Annotated in this window: 16 protein-coding genes and 1 pseudogene; 2 read left to right on the plus strand and 15 right to left on the minus strand. The window is 59.8% G+C overall.

Going from position 1 to position 21,141, the window contains the following annotated elements; genetic code table 11:
- Positions 1 to 4: 4 nt before the first annotated feature.
- Complete coding sequence (locus JQ628_RS16585) at positions 5 to 1,369, minus strand: aromatic ring-hydroxylating dioxygenase subunit alpha (RefSeq protein WP_212223785.1); 1,365 nt, start codon at positions 1,367 to 1,369, stop codon at positions 5 to 7.
- A gap of 217 nt (positions 1,370 to 1,586) precedes the next feature.
- Between JQ628_RS16585 and JQ628_RS16590 the strand changes: the two genes are divergently transcribed.
- Complete coding sequence (locus JQ628_RS16590) at positions 1,587 to 2,546, plus strand: LysR family transcriptional regulator (RefSeq protein ID WP_212223786.1); 960 nt, start codon at positions 1,587 to 1,589, stop codon at positions 2,544 to 2,546.
- A 179-nt stretch (positions 2,547 to 2,725) separates the two neighbouring features.
- Positions 2,726 to 3,307 (plus strand): DUF488 domain-containing protein, encoded by a 582-nt coding sequence (locus JQ628_RS16595; protein ID WP_212223788.1) that lies wholly within the window; start codon positions 2,726 to 2,728, stop codon positions 3,305 to 3,307.
- Between the two features lie 766 nt (positions 3,308 to 4,073).
- On the opposite strand, the gene JQ628_RS16600 is transcribed toward JQ628_RS16595, so the two are convergent.
- The 14 genes and pseudogenes from JQ628_RS16600 to JQ628_RS16665 all read right to left on the minus strand — a co-directional run bounded on the left by JQ628_RS16600 (position 4,074) and on the right by JQ628_RS16665 (position 20,868).
- Positions 4,074 to 4,385: a ferredoxin family protein gene (locus JQ628_RS16600; protein WP_212223790.1), complete on the minus strand. Its 312-nt coding sequence runs from the start codon at positions 4,383 to 4,385 to the stop codon at positions 4,074 to 4,076.
- Positions 4,385 to 6,571, minus strand: coding sequence for a molybdopterin-containing oxidoreductase family protein (locus JQ628_RS16605; RefSeq protein WP_212223791.1), 2,187 nt, complete (start codon positions 6,569 to 6,571; stop codon positions 4,385 to 4,387). Before JQ628_RS16605 ends, JQ628_RS16600 begins: the two co-directional genes overlap by 1 nt.
- Positions 6,572 to 6,613: 42 nt before the next feature.
- Positions 6,614 to 7,078, minus strand: coding sequence for a nuclear transport factor 2 family protein (locus JQ628_RS16610; protein WP_212223793.1), 465 nt, complete (start codon positions 7,076 to 7,078; stop codon positions 6,614 to 6,616).
- The gene (locus JQ628_RS16615; protein ID WP_212223795.1) at positions 7,075 to 8,145 is read right to left on the minus strand and encodes an ABC transporter ATP-binding protein; all 1,071 of its coding nucleotides are present in this window, start codon (positions 8,143 to 8,145) and stop codon (positions 7,075 to 7,077) included. Before JQ628_RS16615 ends, JQ628_RS16610 begins: the two co-directional genes overlap by 4 nt.
- Complete coding sequence (locus tag JQ628_RS16620) at positions 8,142 to 9,251, minus strand: ABC transporter ATP-binding protein (RefSeq protein WP_212223797.1); 1,110 nt, start codon at positions 9,249 to 9,251, stop codon at positions 8,142 to 8,144. Before JQ628_RS16620 ends, JQ628_RS16615 begins: the two co-directional genes overlap by 4 nt.
- Positions 9,252 to 9,255: 4 nt before the next feature.
- Positions 9,256 to 10,224 (minus strand): carbohydrate ABC transporter permease, encoded by a 969-nt coding sequence (locus JQ628_RS16625; protein WP_212223799.1) that lies wholly within the window; start codon positions 10,222 to 10,224, stop codon positions 9,256 to 9,258.
- Complete coding sequence (locus tag JQ628_RS16630) at positions 10,221 to 11,078, minus strand: carbohydrate ABC transporter permease (protein ID WP_349628072.1); 858 nt, start codon at positions 11,076 to 11,078, stop codon at positions 10,221 to 10,223. The genes JQ628_RS16625 and JQ628_RS16630 overlap by 4 nt, the downstream gene beginning before the upstream one ends.
- 58 nt (positions 11,079 to 11,136) lie before the next feature.
- On the minus strand, positions 11,137 to 12,621 hold the full coding sequence (locus JQ628_RS16635; RefSeq protein ID WP_212223918.1) for an ABC transporter substrate-binding protein: 1,485 nt from the start codon (positions 12,619 to 12,621) through the stop codon (positions 11,137 to 11,139).
- A gap of 42 nt (positions 12,622 to 12,663) precedes the next feature.
- Positions 12,664 to 12,759 (minus strand): annotated as a pseudogene (locus JQ628_RS34955) (twin-arginine translocation signal domain-containing protein); the annotation flags it as partial.
- 75 nt (positions 12,760 to 12,834) lie between these two features.
- Positions 12,835 to 14,199: an FAD-dependent oxidoreductase gene (locus JQ628_RS16645; protein ID WP_212223801.1), complete on the minus strand. Its 1,365-nt coding sequence runs from the start codon at positions 14,197 to 14,199 to the stop codon at positions 12,835 to 12,837.
- Between the two features lie 384 nt (positions 14,200 to 14,583).
- Positions 14,584 to 16,080 carry a PLP-dependent aminotransferase family protein gene (locus JQ628_RS16650; RefSeq protein WP_212223803.1) on the minus strand — a complete coding sequence of 499 codons (1,497 nt, stop codon included), beginning with the start codon at positions 16,078 to 16,080 and terminating at the stop codon, positions 14,584 to 14,586.
- 259 nt (positions 16,081 to 16,339) lie between these two features.
- The gene (locus JQ628_RS16655; RefSeq protein WP_212223805.1) at positions 16,340 to 17,830 is read right to left on the minus strand and encodes an aldehyde dehydrogenase family protein; all 1,491 of its coding nucleotides are present in this window, start codon (positions 17,828 to 17,830) and stop codon (positions 16,340 to 16,342) included.
- Between the two features lie 326 nt (positions 17,831 to 18,156).
- The gene (locus JQ628_RS16660) at positions 18,157 to 20,226 is read right to left on the minus strand and encodes a molybdopterin-dependent oxidoreductase (RefSeq protein WP_212223807.1); all 2,070 of its coding nucleotides are present in this window, start codon (positions 20,224 to 20,226) and stop codon (positions 18,157 to 18,159) included.
- 60 nt (positions 20,227 to 20,286) lie between these two features.
- Positions 20,287 to 20,868, minus strand: a complete 582-nt coding sequence (locus JQ628_RS16665; protein WP_212223809.1) for a helix-turn-helix domain-containing protein — start codon at positions 20,866 to 20,868, stop codon at positions 20,287 to 20,289.
- Positions 20,869 to 21,141 lie beyond the last annotated feature (273 nt).

Consider the following 21,141-nt stretch of genomic DNA (forward strand, 5'->3'; position numbering starts at 1 on the left):
CTGGTCAGGCCGCGGCTTGCGACACGACCGTGCGCTCATACTCGCCCAGCATATTGCGCACGGTCGCGAGCCTATCGTCGGAGGTGTGGTGGCTGCCTTCGACGACGATCTCGGTGACGCGCCGACCGACCTCTTCCTGCAATTCCAGGTCGTCGATACCGGTGATCGGCGGGATCGCGAGCACGGTATCGTGGCAGTAGGTCGGGATCAGGCCGCCCGAGCGAAGCGTCGAGGCCGGGACCTCCTCGCCTGCGGCGAGCTTGCGGATATCCCGGCGCAACAGCTTGCGCAGCATCACCACGCCCTTGTCGCAATAGGTTAGGTGCTCCAGGGCATGCCGTGCGATGGGGCGCTGCGAAACGATGGCGTCGTAGTCGCCGGGCAACCGCTGGCGTTCTTCGAATGACTGGCCAACGCCCTGCCCGTAGAAGTCGACCTTCTCCAGGCCACACTCTTCTTCCTTGCCAATGCCGCGCGGATTGACCTCGGCATGGAAGTGGCGCCATCCGATCACCTTGCAGGTTGTGTTGTCGATCGGCGTCGTCCAGCGCGTGATGCCGACGCGCGCAAACTGCTTGGTATCCTGGCCGTCCTCCCAGATGTGCCCGACCTGAGCAAGGTTCGGCATAATGATGTCGTTGGAACGAACCCAGACCTTGTCCTTCCAGCGACGAGTCGTGACGTAGATCATGCCCGTGGGCGTTTCGACGAAATCCATCACCGGCAGTTCGCCCCAAGTGTCGGAGAAATGCGAGAAGGTCACGCGCGTGTGCAGGAACACCGCATGCGCGGGATCCATGACGTTTTCCTGCACCTGGAGCCAGTTGCAGGGATAGGTGATGCAGTATGGAACGAGCTTATCGTCCGGATATTCGTAGCTGTCGTAGATCGGGAATTCGGGAATGCTCGCGGGCGGGCCGAAATAGCCGAAGATCAGGCCCTTATATTCCTTGCAAGGATAGGCACCGTGAAACAGGCGGTCCTTCAATGCGCTTCCCGGTGGATCGCCGGGCGTCTCAAGTACGCGCCCGTCCACACCGAACAGCCAGCCGTGATAGCAGCAGCGCAGCCCCTCCCCCGTCGGCAAGCCGAATTCGAGCGAGGTGCCGCGGTGGCTACAGTGGCGATCGAGGATACCGTACTCGCCCTTGGTGGTGCGGAAGACCACGAGATCCTCGCCAAACATCCGGAACCCAAGCGGCACTTCACCGAGTTCAGACGTCAATGCGATCGGTTGCCAGTAGCGTCTCAGCAGGTCTCCGCCCGGTGAACCCTTCTCGACATGGGTCAGCTCCGCATTCTCGGCCGGTATCTCCTGCTTGAGATACCCGCCATACGCGGTGGTGAGGAATTGCTTCTGAGCAACCATCGCCGGCTCCCTGCCCTTCTGGCGTCAATGCGCCGCGTCAAATTCTCCTTGTTCGACTATTGCTTCCGGTCCTGGTTCTGCCAATAATAATTAGTTGCTGGTTTAGTTTGGTTTTTTTGAACTGCTCACAGATCGACCGGAATTGCTGAAAGGAGTTGCAGCTTTTTGCGCGAATGATGGGCAATTCAAACGCGACCATCTCGCGAAAAGGAACGACGTGAGTCCCGACAAGAACCAGGACAAGCTCGAAGTGGGAGAGACCGTTCCGAAGCTCTCGCTACGGCAACTCACCTACTTTCTTGCGACCGCCAACAACGAGAGCGTGTTGCGGGCCGCAGAAACGCTCAATGTGTCGTCTGCGTCGATCTCAACCGCGATCGCCCAGATGGAGGAGTTTCTCCAGCTCCAGCTTTTCGTCCGTCGACATGCGCGAGGGTTGGTGCTGACCTCGGCGGGTCAGGACCTTGCTGCCCACGCCCGCAACATCCTCCTTCATGCGCGCGAGATCGAATCGGTCGCACAACGAGGTCCCTACAAGGCAGTTGGACGACTCAACATCGGCTGTCTCGCTACCATCGCTCCGTATCTCATCCCGCTGGTCCTGAAGGAGGTGGCGGAAAAGTACCCCGAGATCCAATTGCGTTGGCGAGAGGACAAGCACGAGGCGCTATTGGATGCGCTGCACGGCGGCGGGTTCGATCTCATCATCGTCTACGACTACGACATTCCGACGACGCTTCACGTGGCCCCATTGCGATCGATGCCGGTGCAAGTGGTACTGCCGTCGTCCCATCCCCTTGCAAACAGCCAGACATGCTCACTGAAGGACCTGGTTGACGAGCCGATGATACTTCTCGATCAGCCGCGGACGCGCGATTATTTTCTTTCCCTGTTCGGTGGCAAAGGGTTGAGCCCAACGATCGCCCACAGGACCGAGTCCTTCGAAATGGTTCGGAGCCTTGTTGCGAATGGCTTTGGATACGCGCTCTTGAACTTTGTTCCACCTTATAATGTGGATGGGCACGGCAAGCTGGTTTCGCGCCCTCTGGCTGATGTCGATCGTCCACAAAATCTGGTGCTCGGCAGACTCTACCGCTTCCGGGCACCTCGACTTGTCGATGAGTTGTTCAAGTCCGTGAGCGCTGCCGTCCAGAAGCTTCAGATCTCAGCGACGTGAATCGCAAGCGCGAGACGGCTCGGTTGTCGGCGAAGGCCATCTAACCGAAGGTCGTTGCCGGTTCTCCAACTGGGATATCGAGCGGTTCGAGTCCGAACGAAGGATTTCTACTTACACCCTTGCGCGGACTCTCAGGCGTTCCGTTCCATCGGCAAGGCAAAACACCGGGTACATCGATCTTGAGCACGCCAACAAATCCAGCCGTACTTGCGGAAAAAATCCTTACTGTCGGCCATTCCAACAGGTCGCTGCCCGAGTTTGTCGAGGTTCTGCGTTCCGCTGAAATCCAGACACTAATCGACGTGCGCCGATTTCCGATGTCGCGCCGGCACCCTCACTTCAATATTGGACCGCTAAGAGACGAACTTGCCTCGATCGGCGTCGCCTATCGTCATCTTCCTGAGCTTGGCGGCTACCGCGAGTCCCGCGGCACTCAATGTCAAAGCCCGAATGATGGTTGGCCTTCGGGGTTCCTGCGAAATTACGCCGACTATGCCATGACAGAAACATTCCAGGCCGCACTTACCGCTTTTCGGCAGTCCCTTCGGCCTCGAAGCGCGTTGATGTGCGCAGAAAAATCATGGAGAGATTGCCATCGACAAATCATTTCCGACTATCTTATGGCGAATGGCCATCAGGTCACACATTTGGTTGACGCGGAAATCCACGAGGATGGAAGGCTTACTGCCTTCGCCCGGTTGCTGGACAAGAACACTATCCACTATCGCGCAAATCCTGCCCAGCTTCGGCTGGACGTCTGAAAAAGAGGCTCATGGAACTTTAGTGCTAACCGCGGGCTTCTGACAAAACCGGCGCCCGCCGCCGTTCTGTCCCGTCGGGCTTTCCTTTTTTGTCCAACGTTCCGCTGCGAAGCTGGGGCGCCGCCGAAGGAAGCCAGGTGATGTCCTCGATCACGATGGCTCCCTCGGGACAATTGGTCGGAGCGGTGTAAATTTTTCTCGACCTCAAACGCCATGAGTGCGTCGCTGGCCTGCCGGCTGTTCTTGAATTCGTCGGGTTGAAGCCGTTCGGGCACAACCACGATGTCGCGCCAGGCACGGTCGTGACCGCACCAGTTTCGCACCAGAAACGACGTCATCGAAACACAACAAGAGCAATCGAACTCGAACGAAATCGCTGGAAAATCAACGAAACTGACCGCTATCTCCCGCCCATAACGGTCTGGTTGCAGGTTCGAGTCCTGCCGGGCCGACCAGTAAATCAATGGCTTAGCTGTTTTTCATTTCGAAGCTTGTTCGCTACCGCATCAGAAATGCTTGCTTCGTTACTCTCACATGGTGCTTCGGCGGTCCACGAGGTACTTCTCCGGCTTCGATCCGCCCACGATCTCTCCACGCGATCGTAGATTCGGCGGCATTTTCGCAACGTGAGTGCAAGCAGCGGCTTGCTTTTCTGTGATCGGAACAGCGTCGAGGGTTGAGAACCTGCGGGCGGAACGTGCAGATCGGCGATGTCCGCAGAGGCGGATGCAAATAGGCCGGTCAATGTCGGTTATATATTGAGGCGTCAAGCCCTCCCGGCAACGGAAGCGCGCCGCGCTTCGGCACCGGGAAACGGCGCCTGTTTTTCCCTAACCACAGGTAGCGCCGAGGCTTTATCCGCGTTGATCTCGATCCACTCGAGCCGATCGTCCGTGAGATTAAGATCCTCGGAAATCGCTGCGACAGGACAGAGCGGCACACAGGCACCGCAATCGATGCACGCGACCGGGTCAATATAGACCCGGTCGTCGTCTCCATGGAAACAGGAGACCGGACATACGGTCACGCAATCCGTGAACCGGCACCCGGTGCAATTCTCGGTAACGACGTGCGGCATCAAGCGTGCTCCGCGATTGCGGCGCGACGAGCACCCATCGAGAGAGCCTCGATCGCTTCACTATCGACCTTGGCGACCTCGACGAGGTTATCGGAGAATGTTGGAGCGCGCCCCATGTTGGCAGCCCGGTCGGAACTGATCGAATTGACGGCGCTCTTGGCCCGCGAGTCCGTTCCCCAATGCCCCAGATAGCTCGCGACCACGCCCCGTATCGTGTCGGTTGATAGGATCGCCGCACCGATGAACGCACCTCGGTCGTTGAACACCTTGACGGTGTCGCCGTTGCCGATTCCACGCGGCCGGGCGTCCTCCGGGTGGATGATCAGGATGGGATCGCCCTGCCGCTTTCGTTGCTTGATCTCGTTCGCGTACTGCGAATTCAGGAAGCCGTGCGCCTTGGGACTGATGATGTTGAGCGGGTATTTCGCCGCGATCTGAGGCGCGCTGTCCCGCGACTCAAATGGCGGGATGTAAGTCGGCAGCGGATCGATATAGCTGCCGTCCTGCATGGCCTCGTAGCCCGCCCTGAACGGCGACGGAACGAAGTCGCCCTGCTCCGCCAGGCTTGACTTGAACTCGCATTTTCCCGAGGGCGTTGGGAAATTACCCTCGGCGTGTGGGGCACGAGCGTCCTTGTCACCTACTGCCGTCCGCATGTAGCCGTTCTGCTGCAGGGCCTCGAAGCTAATCCCCTGCATCATCGGCGACTCCCAATCAATGAAGTCGCGGATCATCTCCTCATCGGTTCGACGCCACTCCGGCTCGTTGAATCCCATTGTTTCCGCCAGAAGCCGGAATAGTTGAGTATTCGGCACCGCTTCGCCGGGAGACTCGATCGCCTTGTTGTTGTAGGTCCAGTAGAAATGCCCCCACGAAAACATCAGATCGGTTTGCTCCGCCTGCATCGTCGCGGGCAAGATAATGTCGGCATATTTGGCCGTATCCGTCACGAAGAGATCGCTCACGACCAGGAAAAGATCCTCGCGAAGCAGACCCTTTTTAATGCGCTCCTGGTCCGGCGACTGCACGAGGGGATTGTGGTTATAGACCATCAACGATTTGATCGGCGGGTCCGACGTTTCAAGCAACACCTTTCCGAGATTATTGAGATTCAGGACGCGCGGATCTTCCTTGATCCAGTCGGGCCGACACATGGCATCCCATTTCATGGCGAAGGCCGAGAGGGTCAAACCGAGGTAGCCTCCGCCGACATGTCGCCACGCGCCAACGAGGGCCGGCAAGCAATTGATGGCACGAGATGCCTGGCCACCGTTGCGGCTACGTTCGATCGCAACCCCGAGCCGGATAACCGCCGGAGCCTGCGTGGCATATTCGCGAGACAGAGTGAGAATATCCTGCTCGGGTATACCAGTGATCGCCGAAACCAGCTCTACAGGGTACTCGGCTGCGCGCGCCGCAAGCTCGTCAAACCCAACGGTGTATCGCTCGACGTAGTCACGATCGAACAGCCCCTCGGAAATGATGATATTCATCATGCCGAGCGCCAGCGCCGCATCGGTTCCGGGTCGAATCGGAATGTGCCAGTCTGCTTGTGTGGCTGTCCTACTGCGAAGGGGATCGATGGCGACGATCTTTGCGCCCCGTCGCTTTGCTTCCGCGATGAACGGCCAATGGTGATTGCCCGTGCTGAGCGTGTTGACCGCCCACAGAACGATATACCGGGAGTGAATCAGGCTTTCGGGATCGACCCCCGTGGAGGGACCGATCGTGAGATGCGTTCCGACTTCCCTGCCGACGCCACAGAAAGTCTTTTCCGCGATCGTCGAGCCGAGGCGGTTGAAGAAGGCGTCACCGACAGTCAGTCCGTTGAGGACCCCTTCTTGTCCCAGGTAGCTGCACGGCATGATCGCCTTGGACCCGAACTCGTCGATAATTCGGGCCCATCGATTTCTGATCTCGCCGAGCGCCTCCGCCCAGCTGATGCGCTCGAACTCGCCGGCACCTTTCGGCCCTACCCGCTTCATCGGATAGATGAGACGGTCCGGATTGTAGTGGTGCTTCGCGAAATCGTTCAGTTTGGTGCAGAGACGTCCCTGCGTTACGGGATGCTTCGGATCTCCCTGAACATCGATCAAGCGTCCGTTTTCAACGGTATAGATAAACGCACATGTGTCCGGGCAATCCTGCGGGCACGCACCCTTCACCGTCGTCTTTTCGGGATTCATCTTCACGCTCCATCGATTAGAGAGATTGGATTCCTCGCTACGTCACATCGAATAAAGTTTACTCGTGATCTTCCACGTGCCGTCGATCCGGGCGAGAGCGAACACGTCGGTCCCCGTGAACTCGTCGGAGCCCAGCTTCAGGACAAACGGCACATGGACGCTCGCAACCGGCCCCGTAATCGCCACGATCGGATTGGTGTGAAATTCCTCTACGTGCCCGTTCTTTTTGTGCAGGTCGTCGACCAGTTCGAGGAACATCGGCAGGGTTGACACCGCAATCTTCTCGTCGGCGATCGAGCAGTGCGAAACATTGGCTGTTTCGGCAAACGCCTCGTGAAAAAGGCTCTTGTCGGCCTTGTGCAAGGCCTTCAGATAGGTTGCGATCGTGTCGAGAACGAGCTTTTCGTCGTTCGAAGCGGTTGCGGCTTGGGGCATATGCGTTTCCTTTTTGCTTGGTCGAAGAACAATTGATGGATTCTTATCGGTGGTCGCACGCGTGGCGGTCATTCCATTCCGAGACGATCTCCTTCGCTGTCGAACAGATGCAGCCGCCTCTCATCGAACACGACCGATCCGCCGTGGTCGTCAGGACCGTCGAGCTGACCCGAAACCCTGATCTTGATCAGCTGGCCGCCGAGCGTCGCGTTAACGATCGTGTAGCCGCCAAGCGGCTCGATTGAATTGACGGAGATACGGAAGCGGCGCGTCGCATGATCTCCCGCCCGATGGATATCCTCCGGACGTATCCCCAACGTTCCCTGCTCTCCGGCGGGAACGTCCCGTATTCCGGCGACGGCCACGACGATGTCGCCGCATTCGAAATGTCGTCCATCCGCGCTAAAGCGACCTTGAAACAGGTTCATCGGAGGAGATCCGATCACTTGAGCGACTGACAGCGAATTCGGCTTGTTATAGACGTCGTCCGGGGCGCCGACCTGGGCCACACGACCATCGATCACGACGGCGACCCGATCGGCTATCGCCATCACCTCTTCTTCGTCATGCGAAACATAGACGAAGGTCTGGTTGTTCGTTCGCTGAAGGCGCTTGAGCTCAACGCGCATTTCCTCGCGCAAACGGGCATCGAGCGCGGCGATCGGCTCATCCAGAAGGATCGCACGGCTGTCGGCGATCAAGGCCCGCCCCAGGGCGATGCGCTGCCGTTCTCCGCCGGACATCTGCGCGGGGTTCTTGTGAAGAATATGCCCGACATGGAGAACGTCGGACACCGCATCAAGACGCGCCGCGATCTCCTTGCTGGAGACGCCTCGTTCGGTCAGCGGAAACGCGATGTTCTCACGGCCGCTCATGTGCGGAAACAAGGCAAGATTCTGAAACACCATCGAAATCTGCCGCTCCGCAACTTCCATCTCGTCGCTGTTGGCCCCGCCGATCAGGACCTTGCCCCGGTCCGGCTTCACGAGGCCGAGGATGAGCTTCAAGATGCTGGTCTTGCCCGCCGATGGCGGCCCCAGAATTCCAAACAGCTCACCCCGCTCCACGCTCAAATCGATCGGACCAAGCGTAAATTTTGGATACTTCTTGATCGCTCCTTGGATGCTGATCGCGTTCACTGCAGCCGCCCGCCGAGCCGGTCGCCCGTGGCCATGTCGAATGCCAGGCTCTTCTCCGCAGTCAGGTAGAAGGCGATTTCGTCGCCAGGCCTCAGCCGGTCCTGTTCATCGACGGACAGAAACCGCGTCTCCTGGACCTGCAGATAGGCCAGCCGTGTCGGCCCGACGCGCTCGATTTGTTCGACATGGCCCTTCATCTCCATGTCGTCGGCCGAGCGCCGCTCTCCCGCATAAATGTGCTGCGGCCGAATGCCGAGCGAGCCCTTCTGCGTCGACTTCGCCTGGCCGAAATCGGCAGCTGCCTGCCCGGCCAAGGGGATTTCAGCTCCACCCGCGAGCACGAGCCTAAGGCGCCCGGCTTCATGCTTGAGGTCACCGTCGAGCAAATTCATCCGCGGGCTACCCACGAAGTTTGCGACGAAACGATTGCGTGGGTCGTTGTAGACCTCGAGGGCAGCGCCGTATTGCATCAAGCGCCCCTTGTCGATAATCGCAATCTTGTCGGCAAGGCTCATCGCTTCGATCTGATCATGTGTCACGTAGATCATGGTCTGACCGAACTCTCGCTGGAGCACTTTCAGTTCCGCGCGCATATAGGCGCGAAAGCTTGCGTCGAGGTTCGAGAGCGGTTCATCAAGCAGGAAAACACGGGGCTCCACTATCGCGGAACGCCCTATCGCCAGTTTCTGCATCTCGTTCACGGAAAGCCTGCCGGCGGATTCGTCCAACCGATCGAAGAGCCCCATCCGTTCGGCCATTGCCCGCGACTTTCGGTCGACTTCGGACCGCGCGACACGTCGCACTTCCAGGCCATAGGCCAGATTTTTGTAGACAGTCAGGTGGGTAAATATGGCGTAGTTCTGGAACACGAAGCCGATGTTGCGATCCTGCAACCGCATTCCCGACAGATCGCTGCCGTCGAACGAGATCGATCCTTCGCTGGGGTCTTCCAACCCGGCGATCATGTTCATCGTCGTGGTCTTGCCACAGCCGGACGGCCCCAGAAGCGCGACAAACTCGCCTTCGGTTATGTCGAGCGTCAAATCGTCGACTGCGACAAATTCGCCAAAGCGCTTGGTGACGTTATTGATCTGAATGGATGTCACTGCCTCATCCCTTCCTCTTGGCTGCGTAGGACAGGCCACGCGCGGCAATAAGACTGAGCGAGAACAGGATCGTCAGGCCGATTGCGGCAACATATGACCAATCCAAATCGGCAAATGTCTTCTTGTATAGAAACAAGGAGATGGTTTCGGTCTCGACGCCTGGACCACCCTTGGTCATGACGAAGATGACGTCGAAAATCTTGAAACATTCGACCGAACGAAGTACCAGAGCGATGGCAATGACAGACTTCATGCGCGGCAGAACGATCTTGCAAAAATTCTGCCAGTTGGATGCGCCCAGCAAGCGACCTGCTGTCAACTGGTCCGCCGGAACTCCTAACATTCCCGCAAGCAGGATCAGGAACATCAACGGCGTCCACTGCCACGTGTCTGCGATGATCACGGCAAGCATGGCGCGATGCACGTCCGTCAACCACGCAAAGCTAGTCGGCAATCTCAGCGTGTCGTTTACCGGGCCGGTGCCCTGGAACAGCAGGAAGAAGATCAGGCCGACGACTGCCGGCACGATCATCATCGGAGTCAGGAGAATGGAGTAGAAGAACTTGCGGCCGACGAACTGCTCCATGAACAGATACGCCAATCCAAGGCCAAGCAGGAACTGCGCCGGAACGGCGATCGCCATCAGCAAGACAGTCCTGCCCAACGCTGCCCATAATGCGCCGTCGGTCAGCAAGCGCGCATAATTATCGCCGCTGTTGAAGCTTTCATAGGCGCGATACCAGCGAACGCCATCGAGCGGCGTCCACCAGGTGAGGCTGAGATAGAGCTGCATCGCCAGCGGAAAGACGACGATGAACAATAGCAAGAGTACGGCGGGAGCGACGAACCAAAAGCCAAGCTTCCGGCTGTCGTGAGCAACGCCCGCCCAATATCCGCGACTGCGCCGGTTTGCCTTCGCAGACGCCGGCTCAGCGGGCGTGTCCGTGATCGTCTCGGCTGTCGCGTCGGTCATTGCTTGAGCGCTCCGAACGTCAGTCCTCGGACGAGGTGCTTCTGAATCAGTAGTCCGAAGACCACCGGCGGAATTGCCGCAATCAATCCCAGTGCAGCTTTCATGCCGTACATCTGGCCGCCCATGGGCGAAGTGAGGGTGGACATGTAGATCGGCAGCGTGACCCAGTTCTTTTGAGTCAGCAGCAATGCCAGTAGGTAGTCGGACCAGTTCAGGATGAATACGAACAGCGCGCAGGTGGCGAGCCCCGGCTTCACGATCGGCAGCGTGATGCGATAGAAAACCCGCCAGTAGGAGCAACCGGAGACGCGCGCAGCATCTTCAATCTCGACAGGAACCTCGTCGAAGAACGTCTTCATCAGCCAGAACGCGAACGGCAGTGTCACGATCCCGTAGATCAGCGACAATCCCCACCACGTGTCGACCGCGCCGATGAAGGCCCACATCACCATGACCGGAATCATGACCGCCAGCGGCGGAAACAGCCGCAATTGCAGCACGGACAGCGGCAATAACGACATGATGCCGAAGCGCGCGACCGCGTAGGAGGATAACGTCCCGGTCACGACGGCCAGCGCCGTGCCGCAGATCGACGTGATCAGGCTCGCCGCCAAAGGCCCGACGATACCGCGATCAAGGCTGACGACCAGGCCCTGCGCGTGCCCGAAGATGACGAACTCGAAATTCTGCAACGTCGGCTGCTTCGGAAACCACGTCATGCCGGTGCCGGTGGTCCACTCGGGAAACGGCTTGAACGCCATGGTGATCATCCAGAGCAGCGGATAGATCACCACCGCACACGCAAGAATGACGAAGGCGTATCTGATCACCAGGGCTCGAAGCGGTGTCCGCACGTTTCAACTCCTCTCCGCCGGACCCGCCTGATGCGAGTCTGGCCCGGTTTCGTCAAAGTCAGGCCGGATCTCCACCCATCGGCCAGGTGGCACGGCTCGCCTTGATCGCTTCGATGATGCCCTTGCCGCGCTGGCGACGGATGATCTGCTCCCACTTGCCTTGTGCCGCATCCATCGCCTGGCGCGGCGTCTTCTGCTTGGTCAGCGCCGCCTGCAGTTCTTCGTCCAGCGCGTTGTCCATCGCGGTTTGACCGCCGAAATTGAGCGACGGCACCGATCGTGCGATGGAGTACGGGATCGTCTTCATCGCGTAGGGTTGATAGTTCGCGGCGACCAGCGGCTCCTTGAAGTTTGCCTGCTGGAACGGATCGAAGAATCCGGTCGGGCTCGCCATGATCAGCGTGAACGTTCGGGTCGAGCTGAGCCACTGCAGGAACAGGTAAGCAGCTTCTGCGTTCTTCGACTTCGGCGATATCCAAGCCGTGACGCTGTAGTACATCACGGCACGGCGGTTGATCTTGTCGCCGAACCGGCGGCCGACCGGATTGTGGGACCCCATCAAGCCCGTCGCTTTCGACTTCGGGGTACCATCAGGCTTCAGCCCGTCGCCGTACTTGGCGATCGCGGTATATGTGCAGATTTGCGGAACCTGCAGCTTCCAGAGCGAATTCCAGCCTTCCAGGAAGGTGAAATTCAACGCATCGGGCGGCGACCATTCGAACGAGCGGACGTGCTCTTCCGCACACTGGACGCCCAGGTCGGTATTGAGATTTGGATTGCCCTCGTCATTGAAGAAGTAGTAGTTCGGGAACGCCATCGACGCGAAGCGCATATAGAACGTCGGAAGCCCCCAGAACCGGCTCATCAGACAGCCGTTGCCGTACATCTTGCCGTTGCCGAAATCCTTGCCGGTGAAGAATTTCGAGATCGCGTCGACCTCTTCCCAGGTATTCGGCACGTCGATAGGACGCCCGGCCTCCTTCAGGAAGGCTTCCTTGACCTCGGGCTTCTCATAGAGGTTCCGTAAGTAGTACCAAACCAGCGTATCGCCATCGAGGCCGATCATGTAGTTTTTGTTGTTGTAGGTATAGAGCAGCTTTTCGAACGCATCGTCCGTCACGCCGCGCTCTCGATCGTTCCAATCCGGCTTGTACTTCTTCACGAAGTCGGAGCAATCGATCGCGCCGCCTGATGCGACAAGATCGCCCGTCGAATTCCAGGGTCCGGTATAGACATCGAACGCACCGTCGCCGGTCGTGACGTCCTGCATCACCTTCTTGAAAATATCGTCCGGAGTTCCGCCGATCATCTCGATCTCGATACCCGTCTCGCGCATCCACACGTCCAGCGGCGACATCGCGCCCTCGCGGAACGGCTTCCGTATCTGGTCGATAGTGCCGTCGAGCAACAGGACCGTCAGCTTTTTCGGCGCTTTTCCTGCCGCCTTCAACGCCTTGATGCCGTCGATCGCGCGGCCTTCCGACATGCTGCTGTTGTACTGGAAGCGTTCAGCACCGTCGAAGCCCAGTGGGCCGCCCGTCATGCCCGGCGCGTACTCGGCCGCTTGAAGCGGCAGGGAAACAAGAGGGCCGCCACCGCCGCCCAGCGCAGCCGCGGCAATTGCTCCCGTTGACGTTTTCAAGAACTCCCGGCGAGTCGAATTCAGCTTCTCAATTGACATTTGATTCAGCTCCCCTTGGCCTGTGGCTGTGCCACGTTGCCGTTGTCCAGACTTCGCGATAGTTCGACTGTGGCTTCAAACGAGCGTTTGCTCCGAAGCTTTCAGCATTGCAGGGACCCTCGTCAGTTTTTCGCGCGGCTTGGCTTTGGCTGCGCCAGCCGCCCGCTCCAGCGCGTCGATCCTGCGCCACCCCGGGAAGTCGATCAGCTTGCGTGATTGTCCGTGAAGCGCGCTACGAAACCGGTCACGTTGGAAGTCCAGCGCGCCGAAGCTCGTCTTCTTCAAGTCCGCCAAGATCGATTCGACCGTTTCGATAGCGCACGCGCGGTTGGTTCCGATGATTCCGCTCGGTCCACGCTTGATCCACCCTGCGACGTACAATCCCCGAACGGTTTTGCCATCGCTGGCGACAACCCGCCCTTCCCGCTGCACAATCGTCGCCGAGCGTTCGTCGAAGGGCACACCCGGAATCGACAGGCCGCGATAGCCGACGCTGCGAACGATGAGGCCTGCCGGTATGCGTACATACTCGCCAGTTGGCGTCCCCTTCTGGCTGCCTGCCGGTCCGGAGAGGTTCAATTTCTCGAACTTGACGCGCTCGACCGCCCCGGTCCCCTCGATCGAAGCTGGTGCGAGCGAGAAACGGAAATGTATCCGCTTCCGCTTGAGCGCGCTCCCCTGACGGCTTGCGAATACTCGCAGGATTTCGAGATTCTTCGCGGCGGAAGCCGAGCATTCGATTTCATCGTTCGAGGCGGCGTCAAGCTGCAGATCGGCTGGATCGACGACCGGCTGCGCGTCTTGAAGCTCGCCGAACTCACGGAGTTCCTTCGCTGTGAACTTGGCCTGCGCCGGTCCCCGCCGACCTATAACGAAAACGTCCGTGATCCTGCTTTCGGCAAGCGCATCCAGCGCATGCTCGCAGATATCGCTGCGCTTGAGCTCATCGACGCTTTTCGCGAGGATTCGGCATACGTCCAGGGCGACGTTGCCGTTTCCGATCACGATCGCCGCCGGATGCGAGAAATCGAAGATCTTGTCCCGGAAATCCGGATGGCCGTTGTACCAGCCGACGAGTTCGGTCGCCGAGACGCTTCCCGGCAAGTCTTCGCCGACAATGTCGAGCGGACGATCGGCGATCGCTCCGGTGGCGAGAATCACGCCGTGGTAAGCCGCCTGAAGCTGCGATACCGGCACTTCCCGTCCGATATCCAGGTTGCCGACGAACGAGAAATTGGCGTTGTCGGCGATCTGCTCGAAGATCGCCGTGACCGCCTTCAGCTTCTGATGGTCAGGCGCGACCCCGTGACGGACAAGCCCGAAAGGCACGGGCAACCGGTCGAACATATCGATACGAACCGGCCGATCGGAGCGTAGCAGTGCTTCTGCGGCGTAGAACCCGGCGGGGCCGCTCCCAACGATGGCAATATTGAAGACCATGGCGCAGAAGCTCGACGCTTGTTGTCCCTCGCGCCGGGCCGACCGAATTGGACCTCCCGCCGCGCAGGATTAGAGAAGCGCCAAGTCTTGGTTCTGAAAAGTACCAAAACCTCGTAACTCCATGGCTCCAATGCGACGATTGTTTAAGCAGACGAACCACGGCAACGATAAAAAAATAGTCAGAAAACGCTGCGTTTTGGCGCGGTTTCCGGCGAGTCGCACCGACGATGCCTGCCAAAACGTTACGGCTCGCGTGTCGTTGGCCTGGCGCGCGCGCCGAATCCTCGTCGAGTGCCTGCGCGAATGCAAATGTCCTGACGATAGATCGCATGTGTGGAGTCGTTTCGGTCGAGCCGCGATACAGGCTCAGAGCTGAAGCGCGCTTCAAGGAATGTTCAGGCCGGCATCCTGGGAGTTCATCACGCGCAAGATGCCGTGCAGCTTCTCTACAGCTTCGACGATCCTGCTTTCCGTCAGCGACGCATAGCCGAACATCAGCATGTCGTCCGGCGCCGTACCGTCGAAGTCGAAAGCGCCACCGCTGGACAAGGCATACACGCCTATCCCGGCGGCGCGCGCCTTCATCTGGATCGTAACCGCATTCGGCATGCCCTTGGGCAAGCGCCATACGAGATGCAAGCCGCTGTCCTGTCCTGAAATAACCGGATCGCGAAATCTCTTGCGAAGCGCGGAAATCAGCGCATCCCTGCGGCTCTTGTAGAGCTGGCGCAGCTTGCGGACATGGCGATCGAAGTGGCCGTCACTGACGAACTCGGCAAGTGCGCATTGCTCGAGCCAGGATTGACCGTTGCTCATCTTGGCCTTCAGCAAGCGGGCATCGTCCGAGAAGATTCGCGGAACGACGGCAAAACCGAGACGCAAGCCTGCCCCTACCGATTTGGAGAAGGTGCCGACATAGAGAACACGCCGTCCCCTGTCCAATCCGGACAGCGCCGTGAGCGGCGGCCCGTCATAGCGGAAATCGCTGTCGTAGTCGTCTTCCATGATGTAGCTGTCGGTATCATCAGCCCATCTAAGCAATGCGAGGCGCCGGCTCAGAGTCATCACGACGCCCGTCGGATATTGATGCGAGGGCGTCACATAGATCAGGCTGCGCTTCTTGTTGGGAAGGCAGTCCGTTCGAATCCCTTCCGAGTCGACCGGCACCGGCTCAATCGGAAGCGTCTCGCTTTGAAAGATCATCGACGCGCCTGCGTAGCAGGGATTTTCAATGCACAGCTGCTCGGTGTGACCCCGCAAAAGATTCATGACGAGGTTGAGCGCGTCCTGCCCTCCCGCCGTGACGATGATTTGATCCGTCGTCACGTGCATTCCGCGGGTTCGTCCGAGATGATCAGCGATGGCCTTTCGCAGCGGCGGAATTCCGGCAGGATCGCAATAGTCGGTCAGATATTGGGACTCGCCGGACAAAAGCCGTGTGACGATCCGGCGCCAGACCTGAAGGGGAAAAGCGCTCGCCGCCGATCGTCCCACCCAGAAGTCGATGGTCGGGCGATCTGCCCCGCCTCCCGGAGAGCCCGCAAAGCAGAGCAGAGGTTCACCGGCTTGAGATGGCGGCGGCCCATTTGGACGCAAAGGGTCTGGCGGGTTGCTGACCAGCAGGAGATCGTCAGGAGGGATCGACGTAACGAACAGCCCGGATGTCCCCCGGGCTTCGACATAACCTTCGGCAACCAGACGATCGTAGGCAATTATGACCGTATTGCGGGACACATGATATCGCTCGGCCAGCAACCGCGTCGGCGGTAGCGACATCCCTGCCTGAAGGCGCCCATCCAGTATCAGCGACCGAACCTGGTCGAATATCTGGGCCTGAAGCGATTTGTCCGCGCTCGTCTGAAGCGTAAGTGCCAGTTCCACAAGTCGACCTTTTTCAGCGCTCGCAGGTTAGCCTTTCCAAACTGTATGCATTCAGCTGCGTAGCACTGCCTTTCGAGCTGCCAAGGAAGCAAGATTTCCCGGTCCTTGTCGAGTCAGCCGCTCGCCAGGCAATGCATCTCGAATTCAGCGAGACGGACAACGACAATCGCCCGGCTCGACGCCAACTACGAGTCGGGCAACCTTTCGACCAGACCGGCAGCTTGCTGCAGTTGCAATCTGCGGATCGTTCACGAGTTCGTCAAAGCGGACGCACGACCGACTGCTTACGGTAGTAATCCTCGAGCGTATCGGGACCAAGGACGCCGCCTCCGCATCCACTCAAGTTGCACCCTCCGTATGACACGCCATGCGGAAACAGATTATGCGCGTTGATCCAGGAATTTCCAGCGACGAGCCGCTCGGCGACCCGCGTCGCCCTCGCAAGGTCAGTTGACCACACGCTGTTGGCGAGTCCGTACGGGCTGCTGTTGACCAACGCGATCGCCTCTTCCTCGTCTTGAAACGTCATCACGTAAGCGACAGGCCCGAAAACCTCGTCGCGCGCGCAGATATTGCCGGGTGCTCCACCGAGGAGTGCAGGCTTGACGTAAAACCCGTCCTGATAGCCGGACACCTCCGCAACGCCGCCGGAAAGATAGGCCTCCGCGCCCTCCTTTACGGAGCGCGCGACATATCCGAGCACGCGGCGGCGCTGCTTCTCGCTTACAACCGGACCGATCTGCGTCGACTCATCACCGCCATAGCCGATCTTCATTCCGCCCATCGTCGATACAGCTTTGCTGATAAACGCATCGGCAACTTTCTTGTGCACCATCCAGCGGGTTGCCGTGCAGCACACTTGCCCCGCATTCAACGTTACTGCCGACGCAAGCGACTCCGCAGCGCTTTCAACCGCGGTATCGTCGAAAAGAACAGCGGCACCCTTGCCGCCAAGCTCCAGTTTGACAGGGACCAGATTGCGTCCACAGGCCTCGGCCACGAGCCTGCCGACTTCCGGCGAACCCGTGAACGACATGCGATTGATGCCAGAATGAGATGAGAGCGCTGCGCCGGCGGTTTCGCCCAGTCCAGGGACGACATTGACGACGCCGGGCGGAATACCTGCCTGTTCCGCGAGCCTGGCAAAAAGAAGGGCAGACAGCGGCGTGTCCTCTGCCGGCTTGATGACAATGGTGTTGCCCGCAGCGAGCGCCGGCGCCACACCCCATCCGACCAGCAAGAATGGAAAGTTCCAGGGAAAGATGAAGCCGCACACTCCATATGGCTGCCGCACCGACCAGGCTTCGTTTCCTGACACGGCAAAGGGCTCGCGTTGGCGCGCATTTGCGCTCAGATCGGCATAGTAACGGAAGGTCTGCGCCGCGTGAGGGATGTCAAAGGCTGACGCTTGCGCACGTGGCTTGCCAACGTCCCGCGATTCGATTTCGGCGAGCAACGCCGTATGCTGATCAATCAGATCCGCCAGCCGGTGAAGGAGGACAGCGCGATCTTTCGCCGGCATCGTTCGCCAGGGCGTGGTGTTGAACGCCCGGCGCGCAGCCTCAACCGCGGCGTCGACGTCCGCGGCTTGGGCCGCAGCAACCGTTGCGAGGTGCTTGCCAGTACCGGGATCCAGCGTTTCGAAGGTTCTTCCGCCGGATGCAGCAACTTGCTCGCCGCCAATGTGCATCTTGATTGGCTGGGAAAGGAATTCACTGACAGCGAAAGCTTTCGTGTCGATCATATTCATGGCCGTTCCTCCGGTTTCAACATTCACGCTTGGGCTGCCGCCGCACGCCAGTTGATCTGGGAGCGTCGTGCATCTGCGCGATGTCGCGATTATTCTTCACGTTCCGACTTGCCACCGGACCGATTGCGTCCATCCGCTTTCGACACCGTTGGTCTTGCTCTGAAAGAACATCGAAGGTTGGTTCTGAAAAGGACCAACGTCTTCACGCTGGATGGTACCAACGTGCAGATTTTCAGACCTGGCGATGATCAGGTTAGTGGCGTTTGTTTGGCCGCAGAGAGCTCACAAACGAGCCGCGCGAGATCGCTGATCGCGTCCGTTCGCGCCTACGAAGCCGCTTTCAGCCACACAGCGGTATCGTGGAACGCCGAGCCGCCATTCGGCGGGACAGGGTCGCCACCGATCAGCCTGTTGATGCAGGTCTTTTCCTCGAACGCGTCGGCCGGCCAGATGCCCTCCACGACCAGCGTGTCGGGCTGCTGCCCGCTGTCGAACTCGGCTTCAAGCACGACGGATCCGCGATCGTTACCGATCCGGACGCGCGCGCTTTCGCTGACGCCGTAGCTTGCGGCCGCGGCGGGATGGATTCGTACACGCGGACGCCGTTCCTTCTGAAGCGCCGTCGGCGTCTCGGTGAAGGTGCTGTTAAGGAAGTTACGCGCCGGTGGACAGACGAGCTTGAACGGCACGGCCTCTGTCGCGCGTTCGAAGTCCTTGCTGTGATCGACCATCTCAGGCATGCGCGCATGCTGCGGACCGATGCTCTTCCAGTCGGCTTTGAAGTGGAAGCGGCCGTCGGGCTGTGGAAAGCCGTCAAGGAAGTGGGCCTTCTCGAACGAGACTGCACGATCGATCCAGCCCAGTTGGCTGGTCTCTTCGATCCCCGGCAGCCCGGCGCGGCGCAAGCCGTCGTCGAGCAGTTCGTTCGGCGTCATGTCGAAACCCGGATGCTGCGCGCCGAGACGCCCGGCGAGCGCGCACACCACGTCATGATTAGACCGGGCTTCGCCAAGCGGCTCAATCAGCTTCGGGCCGTAGGTCAGCATGGTGTGGCCGAGTCCGAAATACATGTCGTCGTGTTCGACGAAGGTGGTAGCTGGCAGCACGATGTCGGCATAGCGGGCTGTGGGCGTCAGGAATTGTTCGTGCACGACGAGAAAAAGGTCCTCGCGCGAAAGGCCGCGCGCGACCTTCGCACTGTCGGGCGCAACAATCGCAGAGTTCGCGTTCTGCATCAGCATCGCGGTGACAGGCGGGCCACCGCGCAGCGCCTCAGTGTCACCGGTCAGAACTGCCCCGATGCGCGACTGATCGAGGATGCGCACCTTCGGATCGATCGCGTCGAGACCATGCAGGATCTTCGTATCGATACCCCAGTAGCCCATATCGTAGGCAAGGAAGAACGCGCCGCCCCCCTTGTATTGCCATGCACCGGTGATCGCCGGAAGGCATGAAACGGCATGCATCGCAGCCGAACCGTTGCGCGTGCGAGTAAATCCGAAGCCGGCACGGATAAAGCTTTTCTGCACGCGGCCGTAGAGACGCGCAAAGTCGATGATCTCTTGCTCGGCGAGGCCGGTGATCGCGGCGGCCCATGCCGGCGTGCGCGTCATGATGTGCCGCTCGGTCGCCGCGTCGAAATCGGTATAGCGCGCCAGATATTCACGATCTGCAAAACCTTCGCTTAGCAGCACATTCATCATTGCGAGCGCCAGGGCGCCGTCCGTGCCGGGCTTGAGGATGAGCGCGATGTCCGCCGCCTCGACGGTCGGCGTGCGGTATACGTCGACCACCGCGAATTTCGCGCCGCGCTGCTTTCGCGCGCGGGATACGTGCGTCATCACATTGACTTGTGTCGAGACGGGGTTACCGCCCCACGAGATGATGAGATCGGATTCGTCCATCTCGCGCGGATCGACACCGGCTAGCTTGCCGATTCCGGCCTTCCAGCCAGACTCCGCCGGCGTCACGCAAATGGTGGTCTGCTGGCGGCTGTAGCGCATGACGTTGCGCAGCCGGTCGAGGCCCCACCGCTGCACGATCCCCATGTTGCCGCCCGAGTGATAGGGCCAGACGGCTTCCGTGCCGTCGCGTTGCGCCGCTTCCTTGAAGCGTCCAGCGATCTCGTCGAGCGCCTCGTCCCACGAGATCGGCGCAAACGATCCCTCGCCCTTGCCGCCGGTGCGGCGCAGCGGTTGCGTCAGACGATCCGGGTGATGCACGCGCTCGGCGTAGCGCGCGACTTTCGCGCAGACCACGCCGGCCGTGTATGAATTCTCGGCGGAGCCCGAGATGCGGCCGATGCGATTGTCCGGCAGCACCATAACTTCCAGCGAGCAGGCGCTCGGGCAATCGTGTGGGCAGGCGGACTTGCGGGATTCGGGTCGGACAAGCATGGCTGGATTTCCTCCGCGATTTAACCAGCAATCACCGTGCCAGGCGCATCGCCGCTGCGATCAGGCGCGGGTGATGACCACCAGCACGCTCGCTTCCGGCGAAGTCCGGCGCACCTGGTGCTGCAGGTGACCGGGGAATTGAACCGAGTCGGACGCATCGAGCGCCAGCGTGCGATCGGCGAAGCGGATCTCGACGCTGCCCGAAAGAACAAACAGCAATTCCTCGCCGCCATGTTCGGCCCGCATGTCGTCGAGAAACTCTTCCGGCGGAAAGAAGACAAAGCCCTCAAGACCTTCGCGGCCCTGGCCGGTCGTGAGCGCCTCGGTGCGGTAGCCGGAACCATCCTCGCCAACGGGGCCCTTGCGCAGCGCGCCGCGCGAGACATGGATCAGGCTTTCGTCCACACTGTCGCCGAACAGATGCGACACCGGCACTGAAAGCGCGCCCGCAAGCTTCAGCAGCGTCGCGATCGACGGAACTTTCAATCCGCGCTCGACCTTCGACAGATAGCCCTTGTCCAATCCGACGGTGGTCGCGAGCTCGGCGAGGGTCAGGCCACGCGCGATGCGGGCAGCCTTAACTTGCAGCGCCATCGCGGCGCTTGCCCCCGGCCGCCGCAAGGTCTCCAGTTCTTTCAGCATGCGTAGCCCCGCTCGCGATGCGAGATCGCGCCGTTGATTCGGTTGCCCTAAAGGCAAAATGATCGACTTGCAGTTGCACTGTCAAGCCGGCGGCGTATCTGCCGCCCACCACCAGTGGCACGGATGATGCATTCTTCCCAGCAGATTGGGCACTCCTCGCGAAAGCTTGGGGAATCTGCTCAACAAACGGCCGCTTGGGCAACTTGTTGCCCAAAAGGCAATCATTGGGGTCTTGCGCGTCCGAGTGATGGCTCGGTGCGTTCGCAGCAGGAG

It is taken from the genome of Bradyrhizobium lablabi (assembly GCF_018129385.1).
Classification (GTDB): Bacteria; Pseudomonadota; Alphaproteobacteria; order Rhizobiales; family Xanthobacteraceae; genus Bradyrhizobium; species Bradyrhizobium lablabi_C.

What these genes read in the sequence shown, in the direction of transcription:
- JQ628_RS16585 (WP_212223785.1), bottom strand. Translation starts at nt 1,369, where the DNA reads ATGGTTGCTCAGAAGCAATTCCTCACCACCGCGTATGGCGGGTATCTC.
- JQ628_RS16600 (WP_212223790.1), bottom strand. Translation starts at nt 4,385, where the DNA reads ATGCCGCACGTCGTTACCGAGAATTGCACCGGGTGCCGGTTCACGGAT.
- JQ628_RS16605 (WP_212223791.1), bottom strand. Translation starts at nt 6,571, where the DNA reads ATGAATCCCGAAAAGACGACGGTGAAGGGTGCGTGCCCGCAGGATTGC.
- JQ628_RS16610 (WP_212223793.1), bottom strand. Translation starts at nt 7,078, where the DNA reads ATGACCGCCACGCGTGCGACCACCGATAAGAATCCATCAATTGTTCTT.
- JQ628_RS16625 (WP_212223799.1), bottom strand. Translation starts at nt 10,224, where the DNA reads ATGACCGACGCGACAGCCGAGACGATCACGGACACGCCCGCTGAGCCG.
- JQ628_RS16635 (WP_212223918.1), bottom strand. Translation starts at nt 12,621, where the DNA reads ATGACGGGCGGCCCACTGGGCTTCGACGGTGCTGAACGCTTCCAGTAC.
- JQ628_RS16645 (WP_212223801.1), bottom strand. Translation starts at nt 14,199, where the DNA reads ATGGTCTTCAATATTGCCATCGTTGGGAGCGGCCCCGCCGGGTTCTAC.
- JQ628_RS16655 (WP_212223805.1), bottom strand. Translation starts at nt 17,830, where the DNA reads ATGAATATGATCGACACGAAAGCTTTCGCTGTCAGTGAATTCCTTTCC.
- JQ628_RS16660 (WP_212223807.1), bottom strand. Translation starts at nt 20,226, where the DNA reads ATGCTTGTCCGACCCGAATCCCGCAAGTCCGCCTGCCCACACGATTGC.
- JQ628_RS16665 (WP_212223809.1), bottom strand. Translation starts at nt 20,868, where the DNA reads ATGCTGAAAGAACTGGAGACCTTGCGGCGGCCGGGGGCAAGCGCCGCG.